Source organism: Kribbella steppae, assembly GCF_004342025.1.
GTDB lineage: Bacteria > Actinomycetota > Actinomycetes > Propionibacteriales > Kribbellaceae > Kribbella > Kribbella steppae.
The window spans coordinates 164,947-189,362 of record NZ_SLWN01000010.1; the positions used below are offsets into that span (position 1 = coordinate 164,947).

24 protein-coding genes are annotated in these 24,416 nt (G+C 68.5%); 16 read left to right on the top strand and 8 right to left on the bottom strand.

What is annotated here, in order from left to right; genetic code table 11:
* Window positions 1–12 precede the first annotated feature (12 nt).
* Complete coding sequence (locus EV652_RS28245) at window positions 13–1,125, top strand: hypothetical protein (protein ID WP_242002062.1); 1,113 nt, start codon at window positions 13–15, stop codon at window positions 1,123–1,125.
* Here the strand turns inward: EV652_RS28245 and EV652_RS28250 are convergent.
* From EV652_RS28250 to EV652_RS28255, 3 genes are all read right to left on the bottom strand, one after another.
* Window positions 1,055–2,107 carry an MFS transporter gene (locus EV652_RS28250; RefSeq protein WP_158441260.1) on the bottom strand — a complete coding sequence of 351 codons (1,053 nt, stop codon included), beginning with the start codon at window positions 2,105–2,107 and terminating at the stop codon, window positions 1,055–1,057. The genes EV652_RS28245 and EV652_RS28250 overlap by 71 nt on opposite strands.
* Window positions 2,108–2,136: 29 nt before the next feature.
* Entirely contained in the window at window positions 2,137–2,349 is a 213-nt protein-coding gene (locus EV652_RS44170; RefSeq protein WP_158441261.1) for a hypothetical protein, read from the bottom strand.
* A gap of 67 nt (window positions 2,350–2,416) precedes the next feature.
* Entirely contained in the window at window positions 2,417–3,061 is a 645-nt protein-coding gene (locus tag EV652_RS28255) for a winged helix-turn-helix domain-containing protein (protein ID WP_158441262.1), read from the bottom strand.
* A 190-nt stretch (window positions 3,062–3,251) separates the two neighbouring features.
* Between EV652_RS28255 and EV652_RS28260 the strand changes: the two genes are divergently transcribed.
* The 3 genes from EV652_RS28260 (at window position 3,252) to EV652_RS28270 (ending at window position 6,323) form a co-directional block, all read left to right on the top strand.
* Entirely contained in the window at window positions 3,252–3,617 is a 366-nt protein-coding gene (locus EV652_RS28260) for a hypothetical protein (protein ID WP_132212293.1), read from the top strand.
* A 196-nt stretch (window positions 3,618–3,813) separates the two neighbouring features.
* Window positions 3,814–5,133, top strand: coding sequence for a class I SAM-dependent methyltransferase (locus EV652_RS28265; protein ID WP_132212294.1), 1,320 nt, complete (start codon window positions 3,814–3,816; stop codon window positions 5,131–5,133).
* Window positions 5,133–6,323, top strand: a complete 1,191-nt coding sequence (locus EV652_RS28270; RefSeq protein WP_132212475.1) for an SdiA-regulated/phytase-like domain-containing protein — start codon at window positions 5,133–5,135, stop codon at window positions 6,321–6,323. The genes EV652_RS28265 and EV652_RS28270 overlap by 1 nt, the downstream gene beginning before the upstream one ends.
* Before the next feature lie 184 nt (window positions 6,324–6,507).
* On the opposite strand, the gene serC is transcribed toward EV652_RS28270, so the two are convergent.
* Both serC and EV652_RS28280 read right to left on the bottom strand, forming a co-directional pair.
* On the bottom strand, window positions 6,508–7,632 hold the full coding sequence (gene serC, locus EV652_RS28275; protein WP_132212295.1) for a phosphoserine transaminase: 1,125 nt from the start codon (window positions 7,630–7,632) through the stop codon (window positions 6,508–6,510).
* A gap of 423 nt (window positions 7,633–8,055) precedes the next feature.
* Window positions 8,056–8,919 (bottom strand): phytanoyl-CoA dioxygenase family protein, encoded by an 864-nt coding sequence (locus tag EV652_RS28280; RefSeq protein ID WP_132212296.1) that lies wholly within the window; start codon window positions 8,917–8,919, stop codon window positions 8,056–8,058.
* A 123-nt stretch (window positions 8,920–9,042) separates the two neighbouring features.
* Here EV652_RS28280 and EV652_RS28285 point away from each other — a divergent pair, with 123 nt between their 5' ends.
* Together EV652_RS28285 and EV652_RS45450 are read left to right on the top strand one after the other, a co-directional pair.
* Window positions 9,043–9,339, top strand: a complete 297-nt coding sequence (locus EV652_RS28285; protein ID WP_132212297.1) for a hypothetical protein — start codon at window positions 9,043–9,045, stop codon at window positions 9,337–9,339.
* A gap of 464 nt (window positions 9,340–9,803) precedes the next feature.
* Window positions 9,804–10,292, top strand: coding sequence for a helix-turn-helix domain-containing protein (locus tag EV652_RS45450; RefSeq protein WP_242002063.1), 489 nt, complete (start codon window positions 9,804–9,806; stop codon window positions 10,290–10,292).
* Between the two features lie 86 nt (window positions 10,293–10,378).
* On the opposite strand, the gene EV652_RS28295 is transcribed toward EV652_RS45450, so the two are convergent.
* A complete protein-coding gene (locus tag EV652_RS28295) occupies window positions 10,379–11,491 on the bottom strand; it encodes a citrate synthase 2 (RefSeq protein WP_132212299.1) in 1,113 nt (370 codons plus the stop codon).
* Window positions 11,492–11,793: 302 nt separating this feature from the next.
* Between EV652_RS28295 and EV652_RS28300 the strand changes: the two genes are divergently transcribed.
* The 3 genes from EV652_RS28300 to pdxH are packed head-to-tail and all read left to right on the top strand — an operon-like array spanning window position 11,794 to window position 15,184.
* On the top strand, window positions 11,794–12,531 hold the full coding sequence (locus tag EV652_RS28300; RefSeq protein WP_132212300.1) for a hypothetical protein: 738 nt from the start codon (window positions 11,794–11,796) through the stop codon (window positions 12,529–12,531).
* A 31-nt stretch (window positions 12,532–12,562) separates the two neighbouring features.
* A complete protein-coding gene (locus tag EV652_RS28305) occupies window positions 12,563–14,521 on the top strand; it encodes a hypothetical protein (protein ID WP_132212301.1) in 1,959 nt (652 codons plus the stop codon).
* 9 nt (window positions 14,522–14,530) lie between these two features.
* Window positions 14,531–15,184, top strand: a complete 654-nt coding sequence (pdxH, locus tag EV652_RS28310; RefSeq protein ID WP_242002064.1) for a pyridoxamine 5'-phosphate oxidase — start codon at window positions 14,531–14,533, stop codon at window positions 15,182–15,184.
* Here the strand turns inward: pdxH and EV652_RS28315 are convergent.
* Complete coding sequence (locus EV652_RS28315; RefSeq protein ID WP_132212302.1) at window positions 15,121–17,334, bottom strand: MMPL family transporter; 2,214 nt, start codon at window positions 17,332–17,334, stop codon at window positions 15,121–15,123. The two genes, pdxH and EV652_RS28315, sit on opposite strands and share 64 nt — an antisense overlap.
* Window positions 17,335–17,456: 122 nt before the next feature.
* On the opposite strand from EV652_RS28315, the gene EV652_RS28320 reads away from it, so the two are divergent.
* The 4 genes from EV652_RS28320 to EV652_RS28335 all read left to right on the top strand — a co-directional run bounded on the left by EV652_RS28320 (window position 17,457) and on the right by EV652_RS28335 (window position 20,514).
* Window positions 17,457–18,176 carry a TetR/AcrR family transcriptional regulator gene (locus EV652_RS28320; protein WP_132212303.1) on the top strand — a complete coding sequence of 240 codons (720 nt, stop codon included), beginning with the start codon at window positions 17,457–17,459 and terminating at the stop codon, window positions 18,174–18,176.
* A 291-nt stretch (window positions 18,177–18,467) separates the two neighbouring features.
* A complete protein-coding gene (locus EV652_RS28325) occupies window positions 18,468–18,761 on the top strand; it encodes a hypothetical protein (protein ID WP_132212304.1) in 294 nt (97 codons plus the stop codon).
* Window positions 18,761–19,747, top strand: coding sequence for an SPFH domain-containing protein (locus EV652_RS28330; RefSeq protein WP_132212305.1), 987 nt, complete (start codon window positions 18,761–18,763; stop codon window positions 19,745–19,747). Before EV652_RS28325 ends, EV652_RS28330 begins: the two co-directional genes overlap by 1 nt.
* A 140-nt stretch (window positions 19,748–19,887) precedes the next feature.
* The gene (locus tag EV652_RS28335) at window positions 19,888–20,514 is read left to right on the top strand and encodes a CGNR zinc finger domain-containing protein (RefSeq protein WP_132212306.1); all 627 of its coding nucleotides are present in this window, start codon (window positions 19,888–19,890) and stop codon (window positions 20,512–20,514) included.
* On the opposite strand, the gene EV652_RS28340 is transcribed toward EV652_RS28335, so the two are convergent.
* Window positions 20,511–21,248, bottom strand: a complete 738-nt coding sequence (locus EV652_RS28340; protein ID WP_132212307.1) for a hypothetical protein — start codon at window positions 21,246–21,248, stop codon at window positions 20,511–20,513. The genes EV652_RS28335 and EV652_RS28340 overlap by 4 nt on opposite strands.
* Before the next feature lie 303 nt (window positions 21,249–21,551).
* Here EV652_RS28340 and EV652_RS28345 point away from each other — a divergent pair, with 303 nt between their 5' ends.
* From EV652_RS28345 to nagA, 3 genes are all read left to right on the top strand, one after another.
* Window positions 21,552–22,178, top strand: a complete 627-nt coding sequence (locus tag EV652_RS28345) for a TetR family transcriptional regulator (protein ID WP_132212308.1) — start codon at window positions 21,552–21,554, stop codon at window positions 22,176–22,178.
* 145 nt (window positions 22,179–22,323) lie between these two features.
* Window positions 22,324–23,289 carry an ROK family protein gene (locus EV652_RS28350; RefSeq protein WP_242002065.1) on the top strand — a complete coding sequence of 322 codons (966 nt, stop codon included), beginning with the start codon at window positions 22,324–22,326 and terminating at the stop codon, window positions 23,287–23,289.
* Window positions 23,286–24,416, top strand: coding sequence for an N-acetylglucosamine-6-phosphate deacetylase (gene nagA, locus EV652_RS28355; RefSeq protein WP_132212309.1), 1,131 nt, complete (start codon window positions 23,286–23,288; stop codon window positions 24,414–24,416). The genes EV652_RS28350 and nagA overlap by 4 nt, the downstream gene beginning before the upstream one ends.

Consider the following 24,416-nt stretch of genomic DNA (forward strand, 5'->3'; position numbering starts at 1 on the left):
CCGGGAGGCCCCATGACCATCACCACGGGAGCACGGTCGCCGTACCTGATGCGAGCGGGGCTGGTCCGCAACGTACGGTCGGCGGAACACCTGACCACCTTCGTGGTGTCCGGGGTGGCGACCGTCCTGATCACCCGCCTGTTCCTCGGGCTGAGCGGCTATCCGCAGATCGGCGGCAAGGGCCTGCACATCGCCCACGTCCTGCCCGGCGGCCTGCTGATGCTGGTCGCGATCTCGCTGCTGCTCGCGTACGTCGGCCCGGTCGTCCGGCCCGCGGCAGCACTGATCGGCGGGGTCGGGTTCGGGCTGTTCATCGACGAGGTCGGGAAGTTCGTCACCTCGGACAACAACTACTTCTACCAACCGGCCGCGGCGATCGTGTACGTCGTCTTCGTGCTGATCGTGCTCGCTTCCAGGTTCCTCACCACCCGACGGCCGATCGATCCGCGCGAGCAGTTGGCGAACGTGGTCGACCATGCCGTCGAAGGAGTCGCGGGCGGGCTGTCGCGCCGCCGGCTTGCGCAGGCCTCGGAGCAGCTTCGTCAGGTCGGCGCTGAGGTGACCGCCCGGCACGAGACCAGACAGCTGCTGGCCGCCTGCCCGGCCGACGAGGTGGAGCTCGCCGCTCCGGTGGATGCCGCGTGGCGGGCCACGCGGCGTGGGTTCGACCGGCTGGCCACCCATCCACTCGCGCCCCGGATCGCGGTCGGCGTACTGGTCGTCCAGGCGATCGGAGCGCCGGTCATCGCGGCCGGGATCCGATTCGACGACGGGCTGGCCGCGGACATCCCGGTGCTCGGGGTGGCGGCCGGGAGCTTGCTGTCGGCCTCTTTCACGCTGCGCGGTGCGGTGCAGCTGCGGAAGAAGAACAGGGCTCGCGCGGTCCGGTTGTTCGAGCTGGCGGTGCTGGTGTCGCTGCTGGTCACGCAGGTGTTCCAGTTCGCCGGTACGCAGTTCGCGGCGGCGTTCGGGATGCTGCTCGACCTGGTGCTGCTGGGACTACTGGGTGCAGAGCGGGACCGGTTGGCCCGCAAGGAGGTCGAGGCGACGAAGGCTAAGACGTGGGGACTGCCACCGGATCCGGACCAGCCGCCGTTCCCTGAGGATCCGTCCGATCCTGTGTAGCCTTCCAGCTCTCGTGGCGCCCGATCAGCAGCGGTGACATGGTCGCAACGAGGTAGACCACGCCGGCCGCGAGCAGTGCGGGCGCCAGGCCGATGCCGGCGATGGCTGCGCCGGCCACGACTCCACCGAGTGGCACACCGGTCCAGCAGGCCGCGTCGGCCAGTGAGCTGACCCGGCCGAGCATGTCCCGGGGGATCCGCTCGATGAACAGTGCGCCCAGCACGGGGTTGATGAACCCGGCTCCGATACCGCCGACGGCGTACACCGCCATCACTGCCCACACCGGTGCGTCGAACGCCATCACCACGAAGCGCGGTGCACCACAGATCAGGAACGCGAGCGTGAAGACAAGCTTCCGCGGTATGCGGTCGCCGACTGCTGACGCGACCAGCGCGAACAGGGTGGCGGTCACTCCGAACGACGTGAGGATCAGACTGGTGTGTCCTGGGCCGAGGCCGTGGTCCTTGATCCAGACGGGCAGCAGTACGGCGCCGACGGCCGCGTCGAGCAGGTTGGTCACCGCGATCATCATGACGAGCGGCATCATCAGCTTGTCCTTGCGGAGGAACCGCCAGCCCTCGAGCAACCGATGTTTGTAGGTTCCTTCGTCCGGCTCCGCAGCCTTCTGGTGCTGGCTGGGGATCCAACGGGCGATGAGGACAGCGCAGACGCCGAACGATGCTGCGTCGATCCACAGCGCGTTGACCTCGCCGACGAAAGTGATGAGCGCCCCGGCGATGGCGAATGCGATGAACCCGGCCAGCCGCTCGGTGGTGCTTTCCAAGCCGGTCACGCGTTCCAGCGGGACGTTGGCGGCCTTCGCGATGTCCGGGATGAGCGTGCTCTTGGCTGCATCGCCAGGTCCGCGGAGTGCTCCTGCAATTGCGACCAGCGCCAGCAATGGTGGGAAGGACAAGGCGTTCAACGTGTGCAGCAAGGGGATCAGCGCGACTACTCCGGTGCTGGCGGTGTCTGCGAGCACACTGATCCGACGGGGTCCCACGCGGTCGATCAGCGGGCCGCCGCCGCTTTGGAGATCACCAGCGGAGCCATCTCCGCCAACGCGACCACACCGGTCTTGAACGGCGACCCGGTCGTCATCAGGACGAACCAAGGGATCGCGATGGCGCTGACCCGGGTCCCGCAGATCGACACCACATTGGCGACCAGGAACGCCACCAACGGCGCCCGGTCGGGCCTCAACGCCGTACTCGAGTCACCCATCTGCCTCACCTTTCGCACGTCCACCTACTGCCTCACGCGGTTTGCTGCACGCACGCCGTACGGCGGCTTAGCGGGTCTCTCGCGGATAGGCCTGGATCTGGACCGTCACCTGCTCGGCACCCTCGGGCAGGGGAGCGGTGAGGTCCGGTGTCTTGTACCTCTCGAACACCGCCACGACCTCCGCCAACATCGCCGCCAGCTCCTCCGGCCGTAGATGGAAGAGGTAGTCCGACAGCATGCTGGCGTCCCGCCAGGCTGGCGGCAGCGTCTGCATCGCGTCGATGAAGCCGAACATGTTCTCCGCATACGACTGCCCGATCCCGTGCAGGAAGCCCATCGTCAGCTCCGGCTCCTGATCGAGCAGTTCGGCCGCATCGAAGGCGGTCCCTTGGTGCGCCGACTTCCACCAGCGGTCCCGCGCGTTCCCCCGCGTGTCGTCCTCCTCGACCAGACCTGCCTCGGCGAGCTGCCGCAGGTGGTAGCTCGTAGCGCCTGTGTTCACGCCCAGCCGGCCGGCCAGGGTGGTGGCGGTCTGCGGCCCGTACACCCGCAGCAGCCCGAGCATCCGGTTCCGCATCGGGTGCGCGAGCGCCCGCACCAGGTGCCGATCCAGCCGGACAGTCTTCCCACCGACAAGCGCGGCCTCTACAGATCCGTCAGGCGCGTTCGTTGCGTCAGGTGTGTCCGGCGTGTCAGGTGCGTCCTCGCTCATGGGGTTGAGCATAGGACTGCAAAGACTCTTTGCAAAGTGTTTTTGCAAAGAGATTGTGCGGTCGGTTGTCCACAGCTTGCGGATCGGTGGTCGGGGAGGGGTGGGATCGCGGCATCTTCTCTGTCGAGACAGGGACCGGATGCGGCCGCCGTGGCCGCCGGACCGTACGACGAAACGGAGAGAACGACCCATGCTGCGAGTGATGCTCGAGGACGCCGACTACTGCGACGTCCCGGCCGACCTGATGACGTTCGAGGCGGAGGCGGTGGTGTTCTGGCGCGACGGCGAGGAGGTCGGCCGGCACCGCCAGGTGCGGATCCGGTCGCTGGAACTGCTGGACAACCGCTCGATGACCCGCAAGATCAAGGCCGCCCGCAAGAACCACCCCAACGCCTTTCGCGTCTGGTCCCCGGAGGAGGAGCAGAACCTCGCCGACCTCTACCGCAACGGCGCCACCAAAGACGAACTCGTCGAGACCCTCGGCCGCCAACCAGGCGGTATCGCCACCCGTCTCCGCTCCTTGGGCCTCCTCAAAGAAGACGAAAAGCTCGAGTGATTCGCCCCCAGCCCGACCACGGCCAGCTCCCGTCCCGGCACCTCCCGCCCCGCTGGGCACTGGCGGCCGGCGGCCCGGGTGACGGCAGGTCTGGACAGGTGTACGGGTTGGCGGTGGGTGCCGGTTGGGTGCGTGCTCTGCGGGGTTGGGCGAGACCGTTTTGTGATCGGGTTGAGGGGTCGGAGACAATGGCGCGATGCAGGCAGACGTGGATCCGGAGCAGACTCCCGGCGGGCCGGACGCCGGCTCCGGCGTGGAGTCCAGCGCGGACACCGGCGCGGAGACCGGCGCGGAGACCGGCTTGGAGTCCGGAGCTGAGTCCGGGGCGCGCGAGGTGATCCGCGCAGCGCTGCTGGATCCTGCCGGCCTGGTTCGGGCGGTCAGTTCGGGCCGCCGCCGCGGCCTGGAACCACCGCACTACCAGCGCGTCGAGCTCCGCTACGTCGACCTCAAGGACGTCCGTCACCTGCAGATCACCGAGTACGACGAACGCCAGGCCCACACCCGCAACGTCGCCGACCCGGAGGTGGAGAAGGCAGTCGACGAACTGCTCGACCTGCCGTACGGGACGTGGCACGTCGAGACGACGACCGAGACGCTGCGGCTGCGGTACACCAAGAAGGGCAAGGAACTGCTGCACCGGCAGGCGGACAGCCGGGAGCAGGAAACCAGCCACGACCGGGTGAAGCAACGCGTGCTCGAGCCGGCCGCGCCGTTCCTGATCGAGCTCGGGATCAGCGACCACCACGGCCGGGTGAAGCCGTCCCGGCAGGCGAAGTACAAGCAGATCGAGGAGTTCTGCAAGCTGCTCGCCCCGGCCCTGGACGAGGCGATCGCGGCGGGCCGGATCGCGACCGGCAGACCGCTCCAGGTGGTCGACCTCGGCTGCGGCAACGCGTACCTCACCCTCGCCGCCTACCACCTCCTGACTGCGGCCGGGCACGACGTACGCATGACCGGTATCGACCAGAACCCCGGGGCACGCAAGCGCAACACGAGGGTGGTGACGGCGCTCGGCTGGCAGGACCACCTGCGGTTCGTCGACGCGACCATCCAGGCGGCGGAGCTCGACGTACGCCCGGACGTCGTACTCGCGCTGCACGCCTGCGACACCGCGACCGACGACGCGCTCGCCCGGGCGGTCGGCTGGGAGGCTCCGCTGGTCCTCGCCGCGCCGTGCTGTCATCACGACATCCAAAAGCAGCTCAAGAGCGTCACACCACCGGCGCCTTATGCGCTGATGACGAGATATGGCATCGTTCGTGAGCGATTCGCCGACGTCCTGACCGATACTCTCCGGGCGGCGGTACTGCGACAGGTCGGATACCGGGTGGAGGTTGTGCAGTTCGTGGACAGTCAGCACACTCCGCGTAACCTCCTCCTTCGTGCCGCCCGCACCGGCGCCCAGCCCACTCCCGACCTCCAGACCGAGTACCGAACCCTGATCAACGACTGGCACGTCACTCCACGCCTCGCCCAGCTGCTCCTGACGGACAGCCACGAGGTGGTGTCGTGATGCGTCTCCGGGCTGGTCTTGCCCTGGTGGCGGCCGGATTCTTCAGCTTGGCCGGTACGGCGCTCCCGGCCGGAGCGTCGGCCTCCGCGCCACAGTCCGCCGATGCCTCCTCGGCCGCTTTATCGCAGGCTTCTGCCGGGTCCGCGTCATCGCGAGCCGGCGTGCAGGTGCCGGTGGCCGATCCATCGCCGGCGGCGAAGAAGCTGTTCACGATCCGCGACGACCGGGTGACCGAGTCGTCGGGGCTCGCGAAGTCCCAGAAGTACGACGGCATCTACTGGACGGTGAACGACTCCGGCGACAGCGCGCGCGTGCTCGGCGTCGACACCACCGGCAAGGTCAAGATGGTGATCAGCTTCAAGGCGGAGGTCCGCGACGTCGAGGCGGTCGCCGTGGACCGCGATGGAACGATCTACATCGCCGACATCGGTGACAACAAGGCCAATCGGGACATGATCGAGATCTACACGATCCCGGAGCCCGAGCAACTCGGCGACGCCGAGAACGTGAGCTACCACCGGTACGACTTCACCTACCCCGACGGCGCCCACGATGCCGAGACCCTGCTGGTAGAGCCCGGTACCAACCAGCTGTACATCGTGACGAAGTCCGCGAAGGGCGGCGGGATCTACGCGGCACCACCGGCCCCGTCCCGCGCGGGCACGAACGAGCTGACCAAGCTCGCGCCGGCTCCGGCCGGCCTCTTCACCGACGGCACGTTCCTCCCCGACGGCCAGCGAGTGGTACTGCGGACGACCACCGGCGTCTCCACGGTCGCCTGGGGCGAGGCCCCGGCCCTGGTCGCGAGCGCCAAGGTGCCAGCCGCGCAATGCACCTCGGTCGCCCTGTGCGAATCGGTCGCCGTCGGCCAGGCGTCCGACACGGTCGTGATTGGCAGCGAGGGTGAGAACTCGGCCGTCTACCAGGTCCCGGTCCCGGCCAAGCAGGCCGCCGCCACCCCACCCGCCGCCTCCGCGACCCCCAAGCCGGCCAACGGCAACGAGTCGAGCACCGAACCCGCGAAGAGCCACAACCTCCGCTGGATCCTCATCGGCGCCGCCGCCTTCGCCTTCATCATCACCATCATCACCTTCCCCCCAGGCCGCCGCGAGCGCCTCGACCGCATGGCCGAAAACGCCCGCCTCACCGGCCAATCCCCACGGACCCCCCACCGCCGCACCCACTCCTAACCAGACACCGCCTCCACCCCAGCGCCCCACCCGCCCTGGCCACCACTCCCCAGCGCCTTGCCTGCTCCGGGCCACGGCTGCGGCAGCGGCCCCGGCGGCCGGTGCCAGGGGATGAACGCCGAGCAGCCGCCGGCCCGGGACTCGGATCGGCGGCTGTTCGGCGTACCAGCAGACTCTTGAAGACCTACTTCTGCTGCTCGACCACGTAGTCGATGGCGTGCGTGAGCTTCTCGACGTCGTCCGGGTCGACCGACGGGAACATGGCAACGCGCAGCTGGTTGCGACCCAGCTTGCGGTACGGCTCCGTGTCGACGATTCCATTGGCACGGAGCGTCTTCGCGACCGCGGCCGCGTCGATCGAGTCGTCCAGGTCGATGGTGCCGATGACGAGCGAGCGAGCATCCGGGTCCTCGACGTACGGCGTCGCGTACTCGGACTTCTCGGCCCACGTGTACAGCCGGCTGCTCGAGTCGGTCGTCCGCCCGACGCTCCACTCCAGCCCGCCCTGGTTGTTGATCCAGTCGGTCTGCTCCGCCATCAGGAACAGCGTGGCCAGCGACGGCGTGTTGTACGTCTGGTGCTTGGTCGAGTTGTCGACCGCGGTGGCCAGATCCAGGAACGCCGGGATCCACCGGCCGGACGCGGTGATCTCCTCGACCCGCGCCAGCGCGGCCGGGCTCATCACGGCGATCCACAGGCCACCGTCGGAGGCGAAGCACTTCTGCGGCGCGAAGTAGTAGACGTCGGCCTCGTTGATGTCGACCGGCAGGCCGCCGGCGCCCGAGGTGGCGTCGATCGCGACCAGCGCGCCCTCATCGGCTCCCTCGACCCGCTTGATCGGCGCCATCACACCGGTGGAGGTCTCGTTGTGCGGCCAGGCGTACAGGTCGACACCCGCCTCGACGACGGCAACCGGCCGCGTGCCCGGGTCGGACTTGACGACGCTCGGCTCAGCGAGGTGCGGCGCCAACTGCGCGGCCTTGGCGAACTTCGAGGAGAACTCACCGAAGCTCAGGTGCTGGCTCTTCTCGCGGATCAGCCCGAACGTCGCGACGTCCCAGAACGCGGTCGACCCACCGTTGCCGAGCACCACCTGGTACCCGTCGGGCAGCTGGAAGAGGTCGGACACGCCCTGCTGCACCCGCGCCACGAGGTTCTTGACCGGCGCCTGGCGGTGCGACGTGCCGAGCAGCTTGGCGCCTTCAGAGGCGAGCGCGGCGACGGCTTCCGGACGCACCTTGGACGGCCCAGCCCCGAAGCGGCCGTCAACGGGCTTGAGCTCTGCAGGAATCTGAATGTCGCTGGTCACCAGCGGTTTCCCTTCGTCGTCTGGCAATCCCTAGGCCGACGACGCTGTCAGCGCCACCCATCTTCCCACACCCCTCTCAACCCATCCCCACGGGTCTCACCCACCCACACAGGCCGCCCAACCGCCCCCGCCGCCCGCAGCCACCACCACGGCTCCACGCGCTCGATCCCGCTATCCGCACCGCTCCCAACCCACCTGCGGGTCTCATCCGCCCGCGTGCGCCGATCAACCGGACCCCGCGCCGGACCGTCGCCGCCCGCCACCGCAACCACGGCTGCTCGGGCTCGGTCCGGCTGGCAGCTCGTGCTTGCGCGTGGCGACCGCAGCCCGGCAGAGCGGCCTGATCGGCGTCGACACCACCGGTGTCGTACGGCCGCCAGCCGCCAGCCGCCAACCGCGACTATGGCTCTACGCGCGGGTCGGCTACTCGTGCTTGCGGGTGATGGTTTGGGTGCCGGTCATCAGGGCGACTGGGCCGTCTGGGGTGTCGGTCCATTCGCCGCAGGCACCGCCGCCCTCGGCGACCTCCAGTTCCAGCGGGTTGCCGTCCATCCGGAGTGCGGGGTGGTAGTACTGGGCGACTCGCTCCGCCTCGCCCTCGATGTAGTGACCGATCAGCGCCCGGCGGAACCGGTCGGTGGTCACGTTCGGCGCGCTGCCGTGGACGAGAGCACCGTGGAAGAACAGCACGTCCCCAGGCTCCATCTCGATCGGTACGGCGGCGTCCGGCTCCGGCAGCGGGACGGTGACGTCGGTGAAGCTGACCTTGGTATCCGCCTTCTCGGTGCACAGGATCGGCCAGCGGTGGCTACCGGGGACGACCTCCAAGCACCCGTTCGCCTGGTCGACGCGGTCGAGCGCCATCCACGCCGCCACACAGGTACCGGGCTCGGCCTTCAGGTAGAAGTTGTCCTGGTGCAGCGCCTGGCCGCGGGAGCCCGGCGGCTTGAAGTAGATCATCGTCTGGACCGCGTACGGCGACCTGCCGAGCAACGCCGTCATCACCTGGTCGAGGCGTGCGTCGATCATCCAGCGCAGCGAGGCGTCGTCCCAGCGGTGCATCTGGGCCATCCGCGGGTACCGGCGCAGGGGATCCCGGCTGTCCCCTTGCAGGCCGGCGAAATCGCCCGGGTGTGCTCCACGATGCCGCAGCTCCATGTAGTGGTCCCGCAGCCGATCGACCTCGTCCGCGCCGAACAGCCCGCGCACCAGTGTGTACCCGGCGCTGTCGAACTCTTCCTTGTACGCCGCGGCCGTCTGCTCCTCGACCTTGTACGAAACGCTCATCCACCACTCCCGCGGTAGTTCCGGCAACCACTCCCGGATAGCCCTACTCTGTCCCTGACACAGCAATTCTCCGATCCACTACCACCACCGGACCACAGACGATCGACGCAAGGACTTGAACTATTGACGCACGGACTGGTCACCAACGAGCCGCTGCAGCGTGGACCGGCTGCCGGTGAGCCAGTGGCGCACGGACTGGCGGCCGACGAGTCACCGAACGGGTGGAGTACCTGGCGGCGAGCCGGTGACGCCTTGTCGGGTGGGGTGCAGTCGGTCAGCTGGTGTCGGTGGGTGGCCGCCGCCGACGAGTCGCAGACGGGTGGACTGGCGGGTCGTGAGGCGGTGAGGCGGGGAGTGGCGGGCGGTGAGGCGGTGGGGCACGGAGTGGCGGGTGTCGAGGCGGGGAGTGGCGGGCGGTGAGGCGGTGGGGCACGGAGTGGCGGGTGTTGAGGAGTGGTGAGGCGGTGGGGCACGGAGTGGGTGTTGAGGTGGGGAGTGGCGGGTGGTGAGGCGGTGGGGCGGTGGGGCGCGGAGTGGGTGGGGGTGAGGTGTTGAGGTTGCGGTTGTTGTCGGGGCCGACGTTTTGGCGGTGTGAGCCGAGTTGGTCGTGGGTGTCCCGGCCGCTGCCGGACTATCTGCTGTGGTGCGTGCTGGATGGGCGCGGGCGGTTGGAGTTGGACGGGGCTGAGCGGGAGTTGCATCCGGGAGTCTGCGCAGTGTTTGCGCCGGGTGACGCGCCGACTGCGGGTCACGATCCGAAGCGCCGGCTGTTGGTGTTCGGTATGCATTTCGACGTCGAAGGTTCTGACGTCAAAGCATCCGAATCGTCAGGCGTCGAATTGTCAGGCGTCGAAGGTTCTGATGTTGAAAGAGCGGGTGGGGTGGTGTCGGAGCCTCGGTGGGGGGAGGTGCGGGATCGGGAGTTGTTGGGCGTGCTGGCGCGGACGAGTGATGCGGCGTACCGGCGGCGGGATCCGGTGGGGAGGCGTCAGGCTGAGCTGTGTCTGGAGCAGCTTCTCGGGATGATCTGGGACGCCGTACACAATCCCGGCCGCAGTGCGACCGACACTGCTGTCGACGAGGTGGCTCGGCAGCTTCGGCAGGATCCGGGGCATGACTGGACCGTCGCGGAGATGGCCGGGCGAGCCGCATTGTCCAGAGCGCAGTTCACCCGGCGCTTCGTCGCGCAGCTCGGCATGTCGCCGGCGCAGTACCTGATCCAGGCCAGGATCGACCGCGCGCACCAGTTGCTCACCGAGACCGGTATGACCGTCACCCAGGTCGCCGCCGCCCTCGGCTACACCGACGTGCCGTACTTCAGCCGCCAGTACAAACAACGCACCGGCAAGTCCCCCAGCACAGCCCGCCCCTGACCTGCAAACGCGCACGCCCAGGCGGCACTACTACAGCCGACTCGAGGGCGGGCGCGGGCAGCGGTGCGTTCAAGCGTGGGCGCCGCCTAGGCCCAGTTGGGGTTCCAGCCGTCGATGGAGGTGGCTGCGCGGGAGGACGGGCCTGAGTAGATGGCAGAGGGCCGGATCAGACGGCCGGTGCGTTTCTGCTCGAGGACGTGCGCGCTCCAGCCTGCTGTGCGGGCGCAGGTGAACATCGAGGTGAACATCGGCGGCGGTACCTCGGCGAAGTCCAGCACGATGGCCGCCCAGAACTCGACGTTCGTCTCCAGCACTCGGTCGGGTCGGCGTTCCCGGAGCTCGGTGAGTGCGGCCTTCTCCAGCGCCTCGGCTACTTCGTAACGCGGTGCGGCGAGCTCTTGCGCCGTACGACGGAGCACGCGGGCGCGGGGGTCCTCGGCCCGGTACACGCGGTGTCCGAAGCCCATCAGCCGTTCGCCCGCGTCCAGCAGGCCTTTGACGTAGGCACGGGCGTCGCCACTGCGCTCTACGCCCTCGATCATCGTCAGTACGCGTGCGGGCGCTCCGCCGTGCAGCGGGCCGGACATCGCGCCGACCGCACCGGACAACGCTGCTGCGACGTCGGCGCCGGTGGAGGCGATCACCCGCGCGGTGAAGGTGGATGCGTTCATGCCGTGCTCCGCTGCGGACGTCCAGTACGCGTCGACGGCCTTCACGTGCTTCGGGTCGGGTTCGCCGCGCCAGCGGATCATGAACCGCTCGGTGATCGTCTTCGCCTTGTCCACCTCGCGTTGCGGCACCATCGGTTGCCCGATGCCACGAGCGGCCTGGGCGACGTACGACAGCGCCATCACCGCGGCGCGGGAGAGGTCCTCACGGGCCTGTACGTCATCGATGTCGTAGAGCGGTCGCAGACCCCAGGCGGGTGCGAGCATCGCCAGCGCGGACTGTACGTCGACCCGCACGTCACCGGTGTGGACCGGCAGCGGGAACGGCTCGGCCGGCGGCAGACCGGGGGTGAAGGCACCGTCGACCAGAAGGCCCCAGACGTTCTCGAACGGCACCCGGCCGACCAGGTCCTCGATGTCCACGCCGCGATAGCGCAGCGCCGAACCTTCTTTGTCCGGCTCGGCGATCTGCGTGTCGAACGCGACCACGCCTTCCAGGCCGTGCTGCACCTCGGTCCTCGGATCTGACATGCGACTCCCTCGTCCTCGTAGTCAGCACCCCCGCCCACCAGTGGCCGGCGCACTGCTAGGCGCCCAGGCAGCATAGTTCTCGCCGGTGACCCCCGGACAGATCTGTGACGCGCTCGGCACGTCGTCACCCCGGCGTACGGAGGTCTAGCTCGGAACGGCGGAGTGTCTGCAGCTGCACGGGCGACCGGCTAGGTGTGGGCATGAGCTGCCGGCTGGGGAGTGAGCGGAGGGGCAGACCGCCTGGCAAGACAGCGGGATGGAAGCGCGGGCGGCTGACCGGTTAGAGGTCTAGGCTCGTCGGCATGCCCGCTAAGCCTGTTCCCGGCCTCGGACTAGTTCTTGGGGTCATTGTCGGATACGCCGCAATCGTCGGCGGCTCGTACGCGACCACGCGGCTCGCGATGGCACGGGCCGTCCGGTTCGAGAGCGACCTCGGTCGGAGTCTGCCGTGGCTGGCCCTGTTGATCGCTGTCGCGGTGGTGCTGGGTGTGCTGATGGCGATCCCGGCGATCGGGGCCGGCGCGATGGTCGGCGCGGGCGGTCTGATGACGCTGGTCGGCCTGGCGTTCCTGGTCATGCCGTTGCGGCAGGTGTTCGATCTGAGCAAGGCGTTCAAGGTCCCGGGGTCGCGGTTCCCCCCGTCGTACATGCTGTTCGACGGGTCGTTGCTGCTCCTCGGGCTCGTTCTGCTGCTGGTCGGCGTACGGCGTTGGGCCTCGGACGCGAAGGTCTATCGGTTGCTGACGGCCCAGGGGCAGGCGCACGACCGGGCCTACACCCCGACGTTCCCGGCGCAGCCCGGCCAGCAAGCACAGCAGGCACAGCAGTGGGGCGGCTACCCCGGCCAGCAGCCCCAGGCACCACAACACGGCCAGCACGTCCAGCCGCCGCAGCCCGGCCAGCAGCCCCAGTACGGCGGCTACCCGGGCCAGCAACAACAGAGTGGTCACCCCAGCCAGCAGCAAGGCGGATATCCGGGCCACCAGCAACCACAGGACTACGGCCAGCAACCACCCGGCGGGCAGCAGCCGCCGCGATAACTTTCCGCGCAGGGCCTGCATCTGGCTCTGCATGGAAACACTGGTCGCCTACACCTTCCACGCCGACAGCGTGGCCAGGGCCGCCGCGGGCACGGCACGAGTTGAGGCGTACTACAGCGGCCTGTGGGACCACAAGGCCAAACACAAAGGCTACGACGGCAGCACGATCGGCCTGCACGTGTGGGACCGAGACGACACCAGTTGCTTCTGGCCGTCGTGGCACGACAGCGGTGACCTGCGGGTGGCGAGTCTCCATACCCCACTCGGCTACCAGCGTGTCATCGGCGACGTGCCGCCGTACGACGCTCCTGGTCGGTTGGCACACGCAGTACGGCGTACTCCGGCCGACTTCCTGGAGTTGGCGCCACCCTTCACGATGGCGGTGCTCGAGCCACAACAGGAACGTCTAGACCTCTTCACCGACTCCATCGGTGTGGGCAGGCTCTTCCAACTGCGACTCGCCGATGGCTGGGTGTGGAGCAATCGTCCGGTCGCAGCGCTGCTGTTCGCGGGGGTAGCAGCCGCAGCCGCTCCACGCGGCTGGAGCTTTGCCGCGGCGTGCGGGTGGTTCATGGACGACAGCACGCCGTACGACGGTGTGCTCGCCGTACCGGGGGCGACGCACATCGTCTCTGATGGCCGGAGTCGGCGACTGACGGTGTCTCGCATCGAGACCACCAGCGTCTGGTCGACCGACAGTCTTGACACGGTCGAGGAGACTGCCGAAGCACTGCAGGATGTCGCGAAGTCGGTGGCCAGTTTGTGGCCTGGCAGGCCTACTGTCGACCTCAGCGGCGGCCGCGACTCCAGAGTGGTTGCGGCCGCGTTTCTCAAAGCCGGTGTGGACCTGAAGCTCAACAGCTACGACGCAGTGCCGGGCGAACTGCAGGTGGCCGAGTCACTCGTCCAGGCGCTGCCCTTCGAGGTCGAACACGCCACCACCAGCCGCAAGACGATCGGAATCAAACCTGCGACCAACCCCCAGCCGCCCAAGCCACCCGCACTGGCAGATCGTGCGCTCCGCTGGCACAGGTACGCCGAGGGACTCCGCCCGGCCAGCTATCTCTTCCACGCTCCGCCGGGGACGCTGGCGAACGTCGCCCACCTGGCCATCGGTGGGGCCGGCGGAGAAGTTGCCCACGGCCACTTCTATCCCGTCGACGTTCTGCAGCTCGACGCGCTTCCCCTGCACGACAAGCTGAATGCCTTCGGCAACCGCCTGCAGGCCAGGCTGACACCGACCGCGGGACCGGCGGCGCCGGCTCGCGCCGCGGTCGCCGAGCAGATCGAGCGCGTGCTGCGGACGGCGGTGCATGGCGGCATCGAGAACGCGACCATGATCGACTACTTCTACGTCGTCGAACGCCTCCGCCGGTGGGGTACGACGGGTGAGCGCAGCGGTGTCGTGTCGCCTCTGCTCGTCCCGTCCTTCGTCCGGTCCGCGTTCGCACTCAGCCCGGCGCAGCGCGTCGACAACACCCTCCACCGCGAACTTGTCCGCCGCCTGATCCCCGAGTGGGCCGACATCCCGTTCTTCAAACCGGACCGGCCCGCACCACGCACGACCCCCGCCAGACTTCGCTGCCTGGCCGACGCGCCGGACCGCGATCTCATTCAGGAACTGTTGCGCGACGTCGATGGCTTCGACCAGCAAGCACTCAACACCCTCTGGGCGGCCTCCACCGCCGGCGCCAGCTCAGCCGCCGCCGAAGCCACCCTCAACCAGGCTCTATGGCGCGCGACCTTCAACCAGCACTTGGACGAGATCAACCGCCACCTGCCGTCGAGCGCCACCGCAGCCCGCGCCGAGCAGCAAGCGACGCCGAGGCAGCCCGATAAGCCGAGCAGCGCAGGACCGCCAGCACTCAAAGTCACGCCGGTACGACGCCTCGTCCGAAACCCAGCCGTACGGCGCCTGGCAGCCAACCCCCTCTGGAAGACGTTCCGCCGTACCCGCCTCGGTCGCTCGTGGAGAAGCCTGAGTAAGTAGGCTCGGACCGTGGATCTTGCGGAGATGCGGCGTATCTATGGACTCGGCGAACTGCTCGAGAGCCAGGTCGACCCGGACCCGATCGTCCAGTTCGGCACCTGGCTCGAGCAGGCGACCGAAGCCGGCCTCGCGGAGCCGAACGCGATGGTGCTCGCCACCGCGGACAGCGACGGCCGCCCGTCCGCGCGGACCGTCCTCCTCAAAGGCCTGGACGCCCGCGGATTCGTGTTCTACACCAATCAGCAGTCCCGCAAGGCCGAAGACCTCGCCGCGAACCCACACTGCGCCCTCGTCTTCCCCTGGCACGCGATGGAGCGGCAGGTCCGGGTCGAAGGCACCGTGACCAAGCTCCCGACGGACGAGGTCGACGCGTACTTCGCCAGCCGTCCGCGCGAGTCACAACTCGGCGCCTGGGCCTCGCAGCAGAGCCAGCCAGTCGAGTCCCGGGAGGAACTCGACCTGCAGTACGGCTCGTACGAGCGGCAATGGCCGGAGGGCACCGAGATCGCCACGCCGTACTTCTGGGGTGGCTACCTGGTCCGCCCGGACACGATCGAGTTCTGGCAGGGCCGCACCGGCCGCCTGCACGACCGCCTGGCCTACCGCCGCACCAAGCCGTCGTCCGAAGCGTCCGAATGGGAGCTCTCCCGGCTCCAGCCTTGAGAGCCCTGGGGACCCTCAGCGCTCTCCCGGAAGCCGTTACGCTCCCACCACCGCACCAGCGGACCCGGCGCCCACCAGTTCGCCCGGCCGAGCAGTCGCATCGTGGCCGGCACCAGCAGCGCCCGCACGATCGTCGCGTCCAAGGCGATCGCGATCACCAGCCCGACGCCGATCATCTTCACGAACACGATGCCCGAGGTGGAGAACGCGGCCACCACGATGATCAGCAGCAACGCCGCGCTGGTGATGATCCCGCCGGTCCGTTGGAGCCCGAGCGCGACCGCCTGGGTGTTGTCGCCGGTCCGGTCGTACTCCTCCCGGATCCGGCTGAGCAGGAACACCTCGTAGTCCATCGACAGTCCGAACAGTACGGCGAACAGCAGTACCGGGTTGGTGGCGTCGAGGAACCCGGCCGGGGTGAAGTCGAGCAGCCCGGACAGGTTCCCGTCCTGGAAGATCCACACCATCGCGCCGAACGCAGCCGACAGTGACAGCACGTTCATCACGAGCGCCTTCGCCGGCAGCACGAAGGAGCCGAAGGCAACGAACAGCAGGACGAACGTCACCAGCACGATGAACCCGGCCATCCAAGGCGCCCGCTCGGCCAGTACGTCGAGCAGATCGATAACAGCAGCCGTCTCACCACCGACCTCGACCTGCGTCCCGGCCGGCGGCGACACCGCCCGTACGTCGTGCACGACGTCACGCGCGGGCAACTCCTGTCCGGTGAAGTGTGTGTGCACGACGACCGAGGCGACCCCGTCCGAGTAACCGCCGAGCCGCACGTTGTCGACATCCTTGATCTGCCCAAGCGTTCCCACGTACGACGCCAATGCGGTAGCAGGATCAGCAGGCGGTGAGGAGAACCGCACCGCCACGAAGATGTCCGACCCACCAGCCCCGGCGAAGTCCTGCTGCAGCGTCTCCGTCACCGTGCGAGACGTCGCACCCGCAGGCAGCGCCCGATGGTCCACCCCACCCAACTGCGCCTGCAGGAAAGGAATCCCGAGCACCAGCAGCAGTGGAATCAGCACCACCACATACCGCACCGGCCGCTTCATCACACTGTGCGCGAGCCGGTACCACGCGCCATGCTCCGCCACCCCAGACTTACGCCGCCGCAGGAAAGGCAGCCGCAGATTGTTCACCCGATGCCCCAGTACGGCGAGCAAGGCGGGCAGCGCCGTCAACGCCGCCACCATGGCGACCGCCACCGCAGCCGCACCGCCGTACGCCATCGAACGCAGGAACATCACCGGGAACAGCGCCAGACTGCTGATCGCGACGCCGACGGTGATTCCGGAGAACGCGACCGTCCGGCCGGCCGTCGACATCGTCACCGCCAGCGCCGTCTCCACGTCATTGCCCTTGGCAAGCTCCTCGCGGAACCGGGTGACGATGAACAGCGCGTAGTCGATCGCCAGGCCGAGCCCGATCATGGTGACGATGTTGATCGAGAAGATCGACACGTCGGTCACCGCGGACAAGCCTCTGAGCAGCACGAACGCGCCCAGGATCGCCAGCGCGCCGACGAACAGCGGCAGGCTGGCCGCGACCAGACCACCGAACACCACGACCAGCAGCACCAGCACGATCGGCATCGAGATGGTCTCCGCCCGCACGATGTCGTGCTCGGTCTGCGTGTTCACCTCGTCGAAGACCGCGACCTCACCGCCCACCTTCGCGTCCAGCCCGGCCGGCGAGGTTCGCAACTGATCGGCGATCTTGTGGAACGTCTCCAGCCGGGCCTCCGGATCCGCGCCGGCCAATGTCAGTACGGCGTACGTGCTGTGCTGATCCTTGGAGACGAAGGCGGGGGACCGGGTCGTCCAGTACGTCGCGGTGCTCGTCACCTCGGCGGACGGCAACTCGGCCAGGTGACGCTCCACCGATTGGCGGAAGGCGGGATCGGCCACCGTCTTCGACCCACCGTCGTACAGCACGATGACGTCGGTGCCGGTCCGGCCGACGGTCTGCTCGATGGTCGCGACCGCGTTGGCCGCCTCGGTGTCCGGTGCGTCGAAACCGCCGTTGGCCAGCGAGCCGAAGACGCCGGTGCCCCAGGCGAGGCCGACGGCTACGAAGATTCCGGTCAGGGCGAGCACCAGGCGGCGGCGCCGATAGCTGAAGCGGCCGAGCGTCTCGAACACGAAACTGTCCCCCCAAAAGGGCGTAGATTTGAGCGGCAGGTGCACAGTGAACAGCGTTAACTGTTAACGGTGTTAACTCTAAGACCAGGGTCGTCGTCGTTGTCAAGGGAGAAAACCGACAGATGGAACCGACTCCGAGCCGGCGCGATCGCCAGCGGGCCGCCACGGTCGCCGAGATCAAGGCGGCCGCCCGGAGGTTGCTGGTCGGCGGCGGCGTGGGCGCAGTCGGCCTGCGCGCCGTCGCGCGCGAGCTCGGTCTCACCCCGCCGGCGCTCTATCGATACTTCCCGAGCCACGAGGCCCTCATCACCGCGTTGATCGCGGATCTGTACGACGAACTGACCGCAGCGCTGATGGCGTTGCAGGACAACGACGCCGACCCGGATCTGGGGGCGCGGCTCTACCTGCTCGCGAACGGCCTCCGCGACTGGGCCCTGGCGCACCCGGCCGAGTTCGGGCTGCTGTTCGGCACCGCGATCCCGGATCCCGACGCCGAGGGACACGTGGACACCCCCGGCCATCAGGCGGCGATGCGGTTCGCGGCGGTTTTCAAGGCGCTGGTCGCCCAGGTCTGGCACCAGAAGCCGTTCCCGCATCCGTCCGACGAGGACCTCGGCCCGGTCCTGGTGGCGCAGCTGTCCCGGAAGGCCGAGCACTTCGACGGGATGCCGCCGGGTGCGATCTACCTGTCGCTGAACTACTGGACCAGGCTCTACGGCCTCATCTGCATGGAGGTGTTCGGCCAGTTGCACTGGGCGCTGGAGGACGCCGGCGCCTATTTCGAGGCCCAGCTCTTCGAGATCGGCCAGGCACTGGGGCTCGACTGCCCGCTGCCGGAATGAGGGCATGAAAAAAGCCCGCGGGCGCTTCCAGACACACGGCCGGGTGGCCGAACTCTGGGTCAGGCGGACTGACCTGACTGCCCGCGGGCCCGGTGGCTGGCGTTGAATTGGCCGACCACTGCCCACTAACTAGTGGTTGGCGGTTAACCCGCCGCCACCTCACGAGTCCGATAGCAATTCATGCGTTGGACCACCTCCCTTCGCGTGTACTGCGAACTTACTGGCCGACAGTCCCCTGTTCAACCGCTTTTCGCCCTCATCCCAGCCCGTAGACGTGATCCCATAAGGGACATGTTCAGAGTCGGACTGCCGCTGATCGTCATCCTGCTGGTCGGAACCGCCTGGTTCGCGTGGGCGTCGTACCGCCGGGCCGCCCAGGCTGAGCGGGCGCTGGCCGAGCTGCACGCCGAGAACCGGGCGTTGCTGCACGAGGCCAGGGCGCTGGAACGGGCGGTCGCGGCTGCCGAGCAGGGCTTGCGTACGCTCAGCTCGCATCCGTCGGTGCCGCGCGACGTAGCGCTCACCGCAGACCTGACGATCGCCGACGTACGGCGACTGGTAGAACGCAAGGAGCTCGACGACTGATGGCAAAGCTGGGGAACGCCGCGGCGGCGGTGAAGGCCACCGGGGGCGGCGGCGTCAAGGCGAAGGTGATCGGCGGGATCGTCCTGGCCGTGATCGCGCTGATCGTGCTGTTCAACATCTTCAACTTCGCCGACACCGACGCGAACAAGATCGGTCTGCACTACGGCGGAGGTGTGGTCGAGGACAAGAAGTTCAAGTCGATCATCCCGCCGGGTTCGACGAACAAGCTGATCGGCCCGGGCGACACCGTCTACGCCTACCCGACCGACCAGCGGTCCTACATCATCGGCGGCGCCGGCGCGGACACCGACGGCGGTGACGAGGTCACCGTCGTCAGCAAGGACAACGTCCGCCTCGGCGTCCGCGTACAGGTCTACTTCACCCTGAACCGCACCGAGGAGACGCTGAAGTCCTTCCACGAGCGGATCGGCCTGAAGACCGACGCCTACGAGGAGCGGGGCTGGAACGACATGCTGCAGTCCTACTTCCGGCCGCAGATCGACCGGGCGCTGGCCGCCGTCGCGACCAACTACACCTGGGCCGAGCTCTACAACAACGAGGCGAAGAAGTCCGCCTTCCAGACCGCCGCGTCCGCAGAGTTCACCCGGCTGCTGCCGGCCGCGGTCGGCGGTGACTACTTCTGCGGCCCGTCGTACACCGGTAACAACGCGTGCGGCGAGCTGTCCTTCACCATCCAGAAGCCGACGCCGCTGGACAAGGGCATCATCGACGGCCTGGAGGCCAAGCAGCGCGCCGAGCTGGCCAAGGCGACGCAGGAGCAGAAGAACCAGCAGGTCAACGTCGAGCTGCAGTCGGTCAAGCAGCAGGTGGCGATGCTGGGGGCGCAGGGCTACCTGCTGAAGACGGCGATCGAGTCGGGCAAGATCCAGTTCATGGTGATCCCGCAGAACGGCAACGTCAGCATCCCGGTGCCGACCACCGCCCAGACCACCCAGCCGAACCAGCAGGCTCAACCGACCCGCTGAACCGCTGAACCAGGAGCATCCGTGTCCGTGTTGAATGCCGCGCCTCCGGCGCGGGGGTCATGGGGCTTTGACTCTCGGCCTTCCCTCGTCACTCCGGTCGCTGCGCTCCCTACACTCCTCAGTCCAGGCCGAGAGGCCCCATGACCGGGCTGCCGTCGCACCTAGAGCTCGTGCAGGGCGTCGTCCTGCCCAAGCCGGTCGGCGCGGATCCGGTGCTCGACTTCGTCAACACCCGGTCCGACTGGACCACCCGTGGCCCGGCCCGGACCGAGTGGCTGACGTCGTACGAGGCATTCCTGATCTGGAACTCGTACGTCGGCCTGTTGCCGCCGGCGACGGTGTTCCGCCTGATCGAACAGGCCAGCGGCAAGCCGACCGAGGCGGCCCGCAGGTTGCACACGGCACTGGAGTTCAGAGCCGATCTGTACGACGTCCTGACCGGCCAGGCGACCGGTGGGTCGTTCGCTGATGGATCGTTCGATGGCGCGGCCCGGGTGATCGAGAAGGCATCCGGGCGACGGCAGCTCGTGCGTGCGGACGAGGGCGCGTCGTGGGAGCTGCCGGAGGACTTGGCTCAGCCGCTCGACCAGGTGGCACTGCTCGCGGCTGAGCTGCTGACCGGGCCGTCCCGGGCGCATGTCCGGGTCTGCCCGGGGGAGTCGTGCGGCTGGCTGTTCCTCGATCAGCGCGGGCGCCGACGCTGGTGCTCGATGGCGACCTGCGGCAACCGCGCCAAGGTCCGGGCTCACGCGGCCCGATTGCGTTAGTTGAACAGGGCCGGGTCGACGGTGATCCACGTGTGGCGGGCGCGGGCGAGCACTCGACCGTCGGCGTCGTACAGGGTGCTGGCGGTGAACGTCTTCCTGCCGTCCTCACCGAGGTAGCGGCCGAGCACTACGCAGGGCTCCCCGACCTGCGGTCGCGCATCGATGCACGCCGTGAGCTGACCGAGCACCGACGGCCGGCCCTCCAGATCGATCGCCCACCCGCCCGGGCAGTCGAGGGCCGCCCAGAGGTACACCGCGTCGACCAGCCCGTCGTCGCCGGTCGCGAGGTCGGCGGCCGGTTTCCAGGTGCACGCCGTACGCCCGTCACCCAACGGTCCGGGCTTGAGGTGCAGCCCGCCCGCGTTGGCCGGCCCGCACGCGAAGCACGTCGGGAACGGGTGGTTCTTCAGCCCTCGGTACGACGCCTCGGCGACGCGAGCCTCCTCGGGCAACACCGGATCGACAGCCGCGCTGGCCAGGAAGTCAGACGCCACCGGTACGGCGCTCGCAACCAAGGACTCACCGTCGAACAGCTGGGCGCCGTCGGAGTTGGCGACGAGCTCCAGATCCCGCTCCAACGGCGGCGGCATCCGCAAAGTCACCTGCGGCACCAGCCCGCCGCCGATCACTCCGGCCAGGGCGGTCCCCAGCCGGCCGGCGACGTACCCACCGTTCCCAGATCTCTCCGGTCCCTGGAACCGCCTGGCGATCCACACCGCTTCCCGGTCACTCATGGATCTCGACCCTAGTCGTTCACGGTCGGTGCCTCGCATTGCCACACACAGTGATCAAATCTGGGTGCTCGGACCATCCCGGAGTACCTGATCCTTGGACTGGGCCATGAAGCGAACTACAAAGGTGTGAGTTGCGATCCTGGTGGGAAAGAAGGAGTTTCAGAGAAATCTGAGGAATTCTCGGAGATAACTGAGCTGAGTACTCCTGTTCAAACGACCGTTTGAACTATGCTGACTGCAGGCTACGGCGAGTGAGCAGGTGGGGTGCCTGAGCAAGCAGTGGCCGGGGGGAAGGAGAACTCTGTGGAAACGCCGGTCGAATCGACCCGGGAGAGATTGCTCAACGTCGCGGAGCAACGGTTTGGCGAAGGGGGTTACGAGGGAACATCGCTGCGGGCCATCACGGTCGCGGCAGCCGCGAACATCGCGGCGGTCAACTATCACTTCGGCTCGAAGGAAGCGTTGCTGCGGGCGGCGGTGGCGCGTGCCATGGCGCCGGTCAACACCGAGCGCAGGCGTCGGCTGGACCAGTTGGAGGCCAATGGTCAGCCGGAGGCGGATCAGCTGATCCGCGCCTTCATCGAGCCTGGACTGGACCTGGTCACGCGCCGCGGTGAACGCGGTGCCGTGGTCGCACGGTTCATCGGCCGGATCGCCTTCGATCCGAGTCAGCGGATCCGCGATCTGTATGCGGCCGAGTCCGATCCGATCGAGGCGCGGTACCTGACCGCGCTGAAGGCCGCACTGCCGCACGCGACGCCGGATGCGGTCGCGTTCGGGTATGTGAACATGCTCGGTCTGCTCGCCCTGCATCAGTCGCAGGCGCTGTCCCGCACACCAGGTCTGGAGGACGCAGAGGACCCCGGCAAACTGGCCGAGAACCTGATCGCGTTCCTGGTGGCGGCGTTCGACCGGGGCCTGCGGGCCTGATCCGGTGGCGGCCGAATACCCGTGGCGCCCTGCCCGCGGATCTTCGGACGCAACTGGACCAGCATCGCAGGTGGTCTGATGGGGGATGTCCAAAGACTGCTCACGGATGTTCGGACTGCCGGGTAACGCTGCATAATGGCGCTCCGTGGACCCCTGTGAAGTCGTGGTTGCCGTCGATCTCGGTGGAACCCGGATGAAGTGCGGCCTGGTCGCCGCCGACGGTGCCGTGCTGCACCGCGAGACCAGGCCGACTCCCCGGGCTGTGTCTGGTTCACGGGGCGGGGGCCGCGCCGTGCTCGACGCCCTGCTGGAAACCGTCGTCGAACTCGGCCAGAAGGCGACCGCGGACGGCCACCGGGTGCGCGCCATCGGCGTCGTCGTCCCCGGCGTCATCGACGCCGCGACCGGCACCGTCAGCGCCGAGAACCTGGACTGGGTCGGTACACCGGTCCTCGCCGAGCTGACCGCCGCGGTCGGCGAGGACGTACCGGTCGTGCTCGCCCACGACGTCCGGGCCGGCGGGTACGCCGAGCTCCGCCAGGGCGCTCTGGCCGGCACCACGAACTCGATGTTCCTTCCGCTCGGCACCGGGATCGCCGCCGCGATGGTGGTCGACGGCTCGCTGGTCAGCGGCGACGGGTACGCCGGTGAACTCGGTCACACCCGCTTCGTCCACGGCGACGCCGCCGAGCTGTGCGCCTGCGGTCAGTGGGGCTGCCTCGAGACCGTCGCCTCCGCCGCGGCCCTGGCCCGGAGGTACGGCGCTCGCACCGGACGGACCGTGGACGGCGCCCGCGAGGTGCTCGAGCTGCTCGCTGCCGGTGACCCGGATGCCGCACAGGTCTGGGACGACGCGCTGACCGTCCTGGTCGACGCGCTCGTCCTCTACACGACCCTGGTCGCGCCCACGCGGATCGCGATCGGTGGTGGACTGGTGGGAGCGGGCGAGACGCTGCTGCAGCCGCTCCGTGACGGTCTGCACGCGCGGCTGACGTTCCAGCGCGAGCCGGAGATCGTCGCCGCCGTCCTGGGCGAGGAGGCCGGCTGTCTGGGCGCCGCCCGGATGGCCTGGGACCGGGTAGCTGCAGACGAGGGTGAAGGGACGGCATGACGACTTATCGCGTGGGCCGGATTGTCACGCCGGACGACGTCCTGGAGAACGCCTGGATCCAGGTGGTCGACGAGGACATCCTCGCCTTCGGCCGCCGGTCCGAGGGGATGCCGGCCGACGGCAAGCGGCCGGAGGAGCTCGGCAACGTCACGGTCGTCCCGGGCTTCGTCGACATCCACACCCACGGTGGCGGCGGGTCGACGTACTCGACGACCGATCCGGAGGAGGCGCGCAAGGTCGCGGCCTTCCATGCCAAGCACGGTACGACGACCACGCTGGCCAGCCTGGTCACGTCGCCGCTCGACGACCTGGTCTCGCAGACCGCGTGCCTCGCGGATCTCGTCGCTGACGGTGTGATCGCGGGCGTCCACCTCGAAGGACCGTTCCTGTCCGAGGCACGGTGTGGTGCGCACGAGCCGACGCAGCTGCGTGACCCGGTCTCGGACGATGTGTCCAAGGTGCTGAGTGACGTCGTGCGGATGGTGACGATCGCGCCGGAGCTCGAGCACGGGCTGGACGCGATCCGGCAGGTGGTCGACGCCGGCGCTGTCGCCGCGCTCGGGCACACCGACGCGACGTACGAGCAGATGATCGCCGGTGCCGACGCCGGGGCGACCGTGGCGACGCACCTGTTCAACGGGATGCGGCCGTTCCACCACCGCGACCCCGGTCCGGTCGGTGCCGCGATCAACGACGAGCGGTTGCTGCTCGAAGTGATCAACGACGGCCTGCACGTGGATCCGCAGGTCGTCCGGGTCGCACTGGCCGCCGCGGGGGTGAACCGGATCGCGCTGATCACCGACGCGATGGAGGCGACCGGGATGCCGGAGGGACGGTACAAGCTCGGCAACCTCGAGGTGGACGTGAAGGACGGGCTGGTGACGCTCGCGCACGGCACACACTCGATCGCCGGCAGCACCCTGACGATGGACGTCGCCTACGCCAACGCGGTCAAGGCCGGGGTGTCCCTGGTCGACGCGTCCCGGATGGCGTCGACCACGCCGGCCCAGACCTTCGGCTGGTACGACGTCGGCGCGATCGAGACCGGTAAGCGGGCCGACCTGGTGCTTCTGGACGAGGAGTACGCCGTCCAGAAGGTGATGCGGGCCGGGTCGTGGCTGGACTGA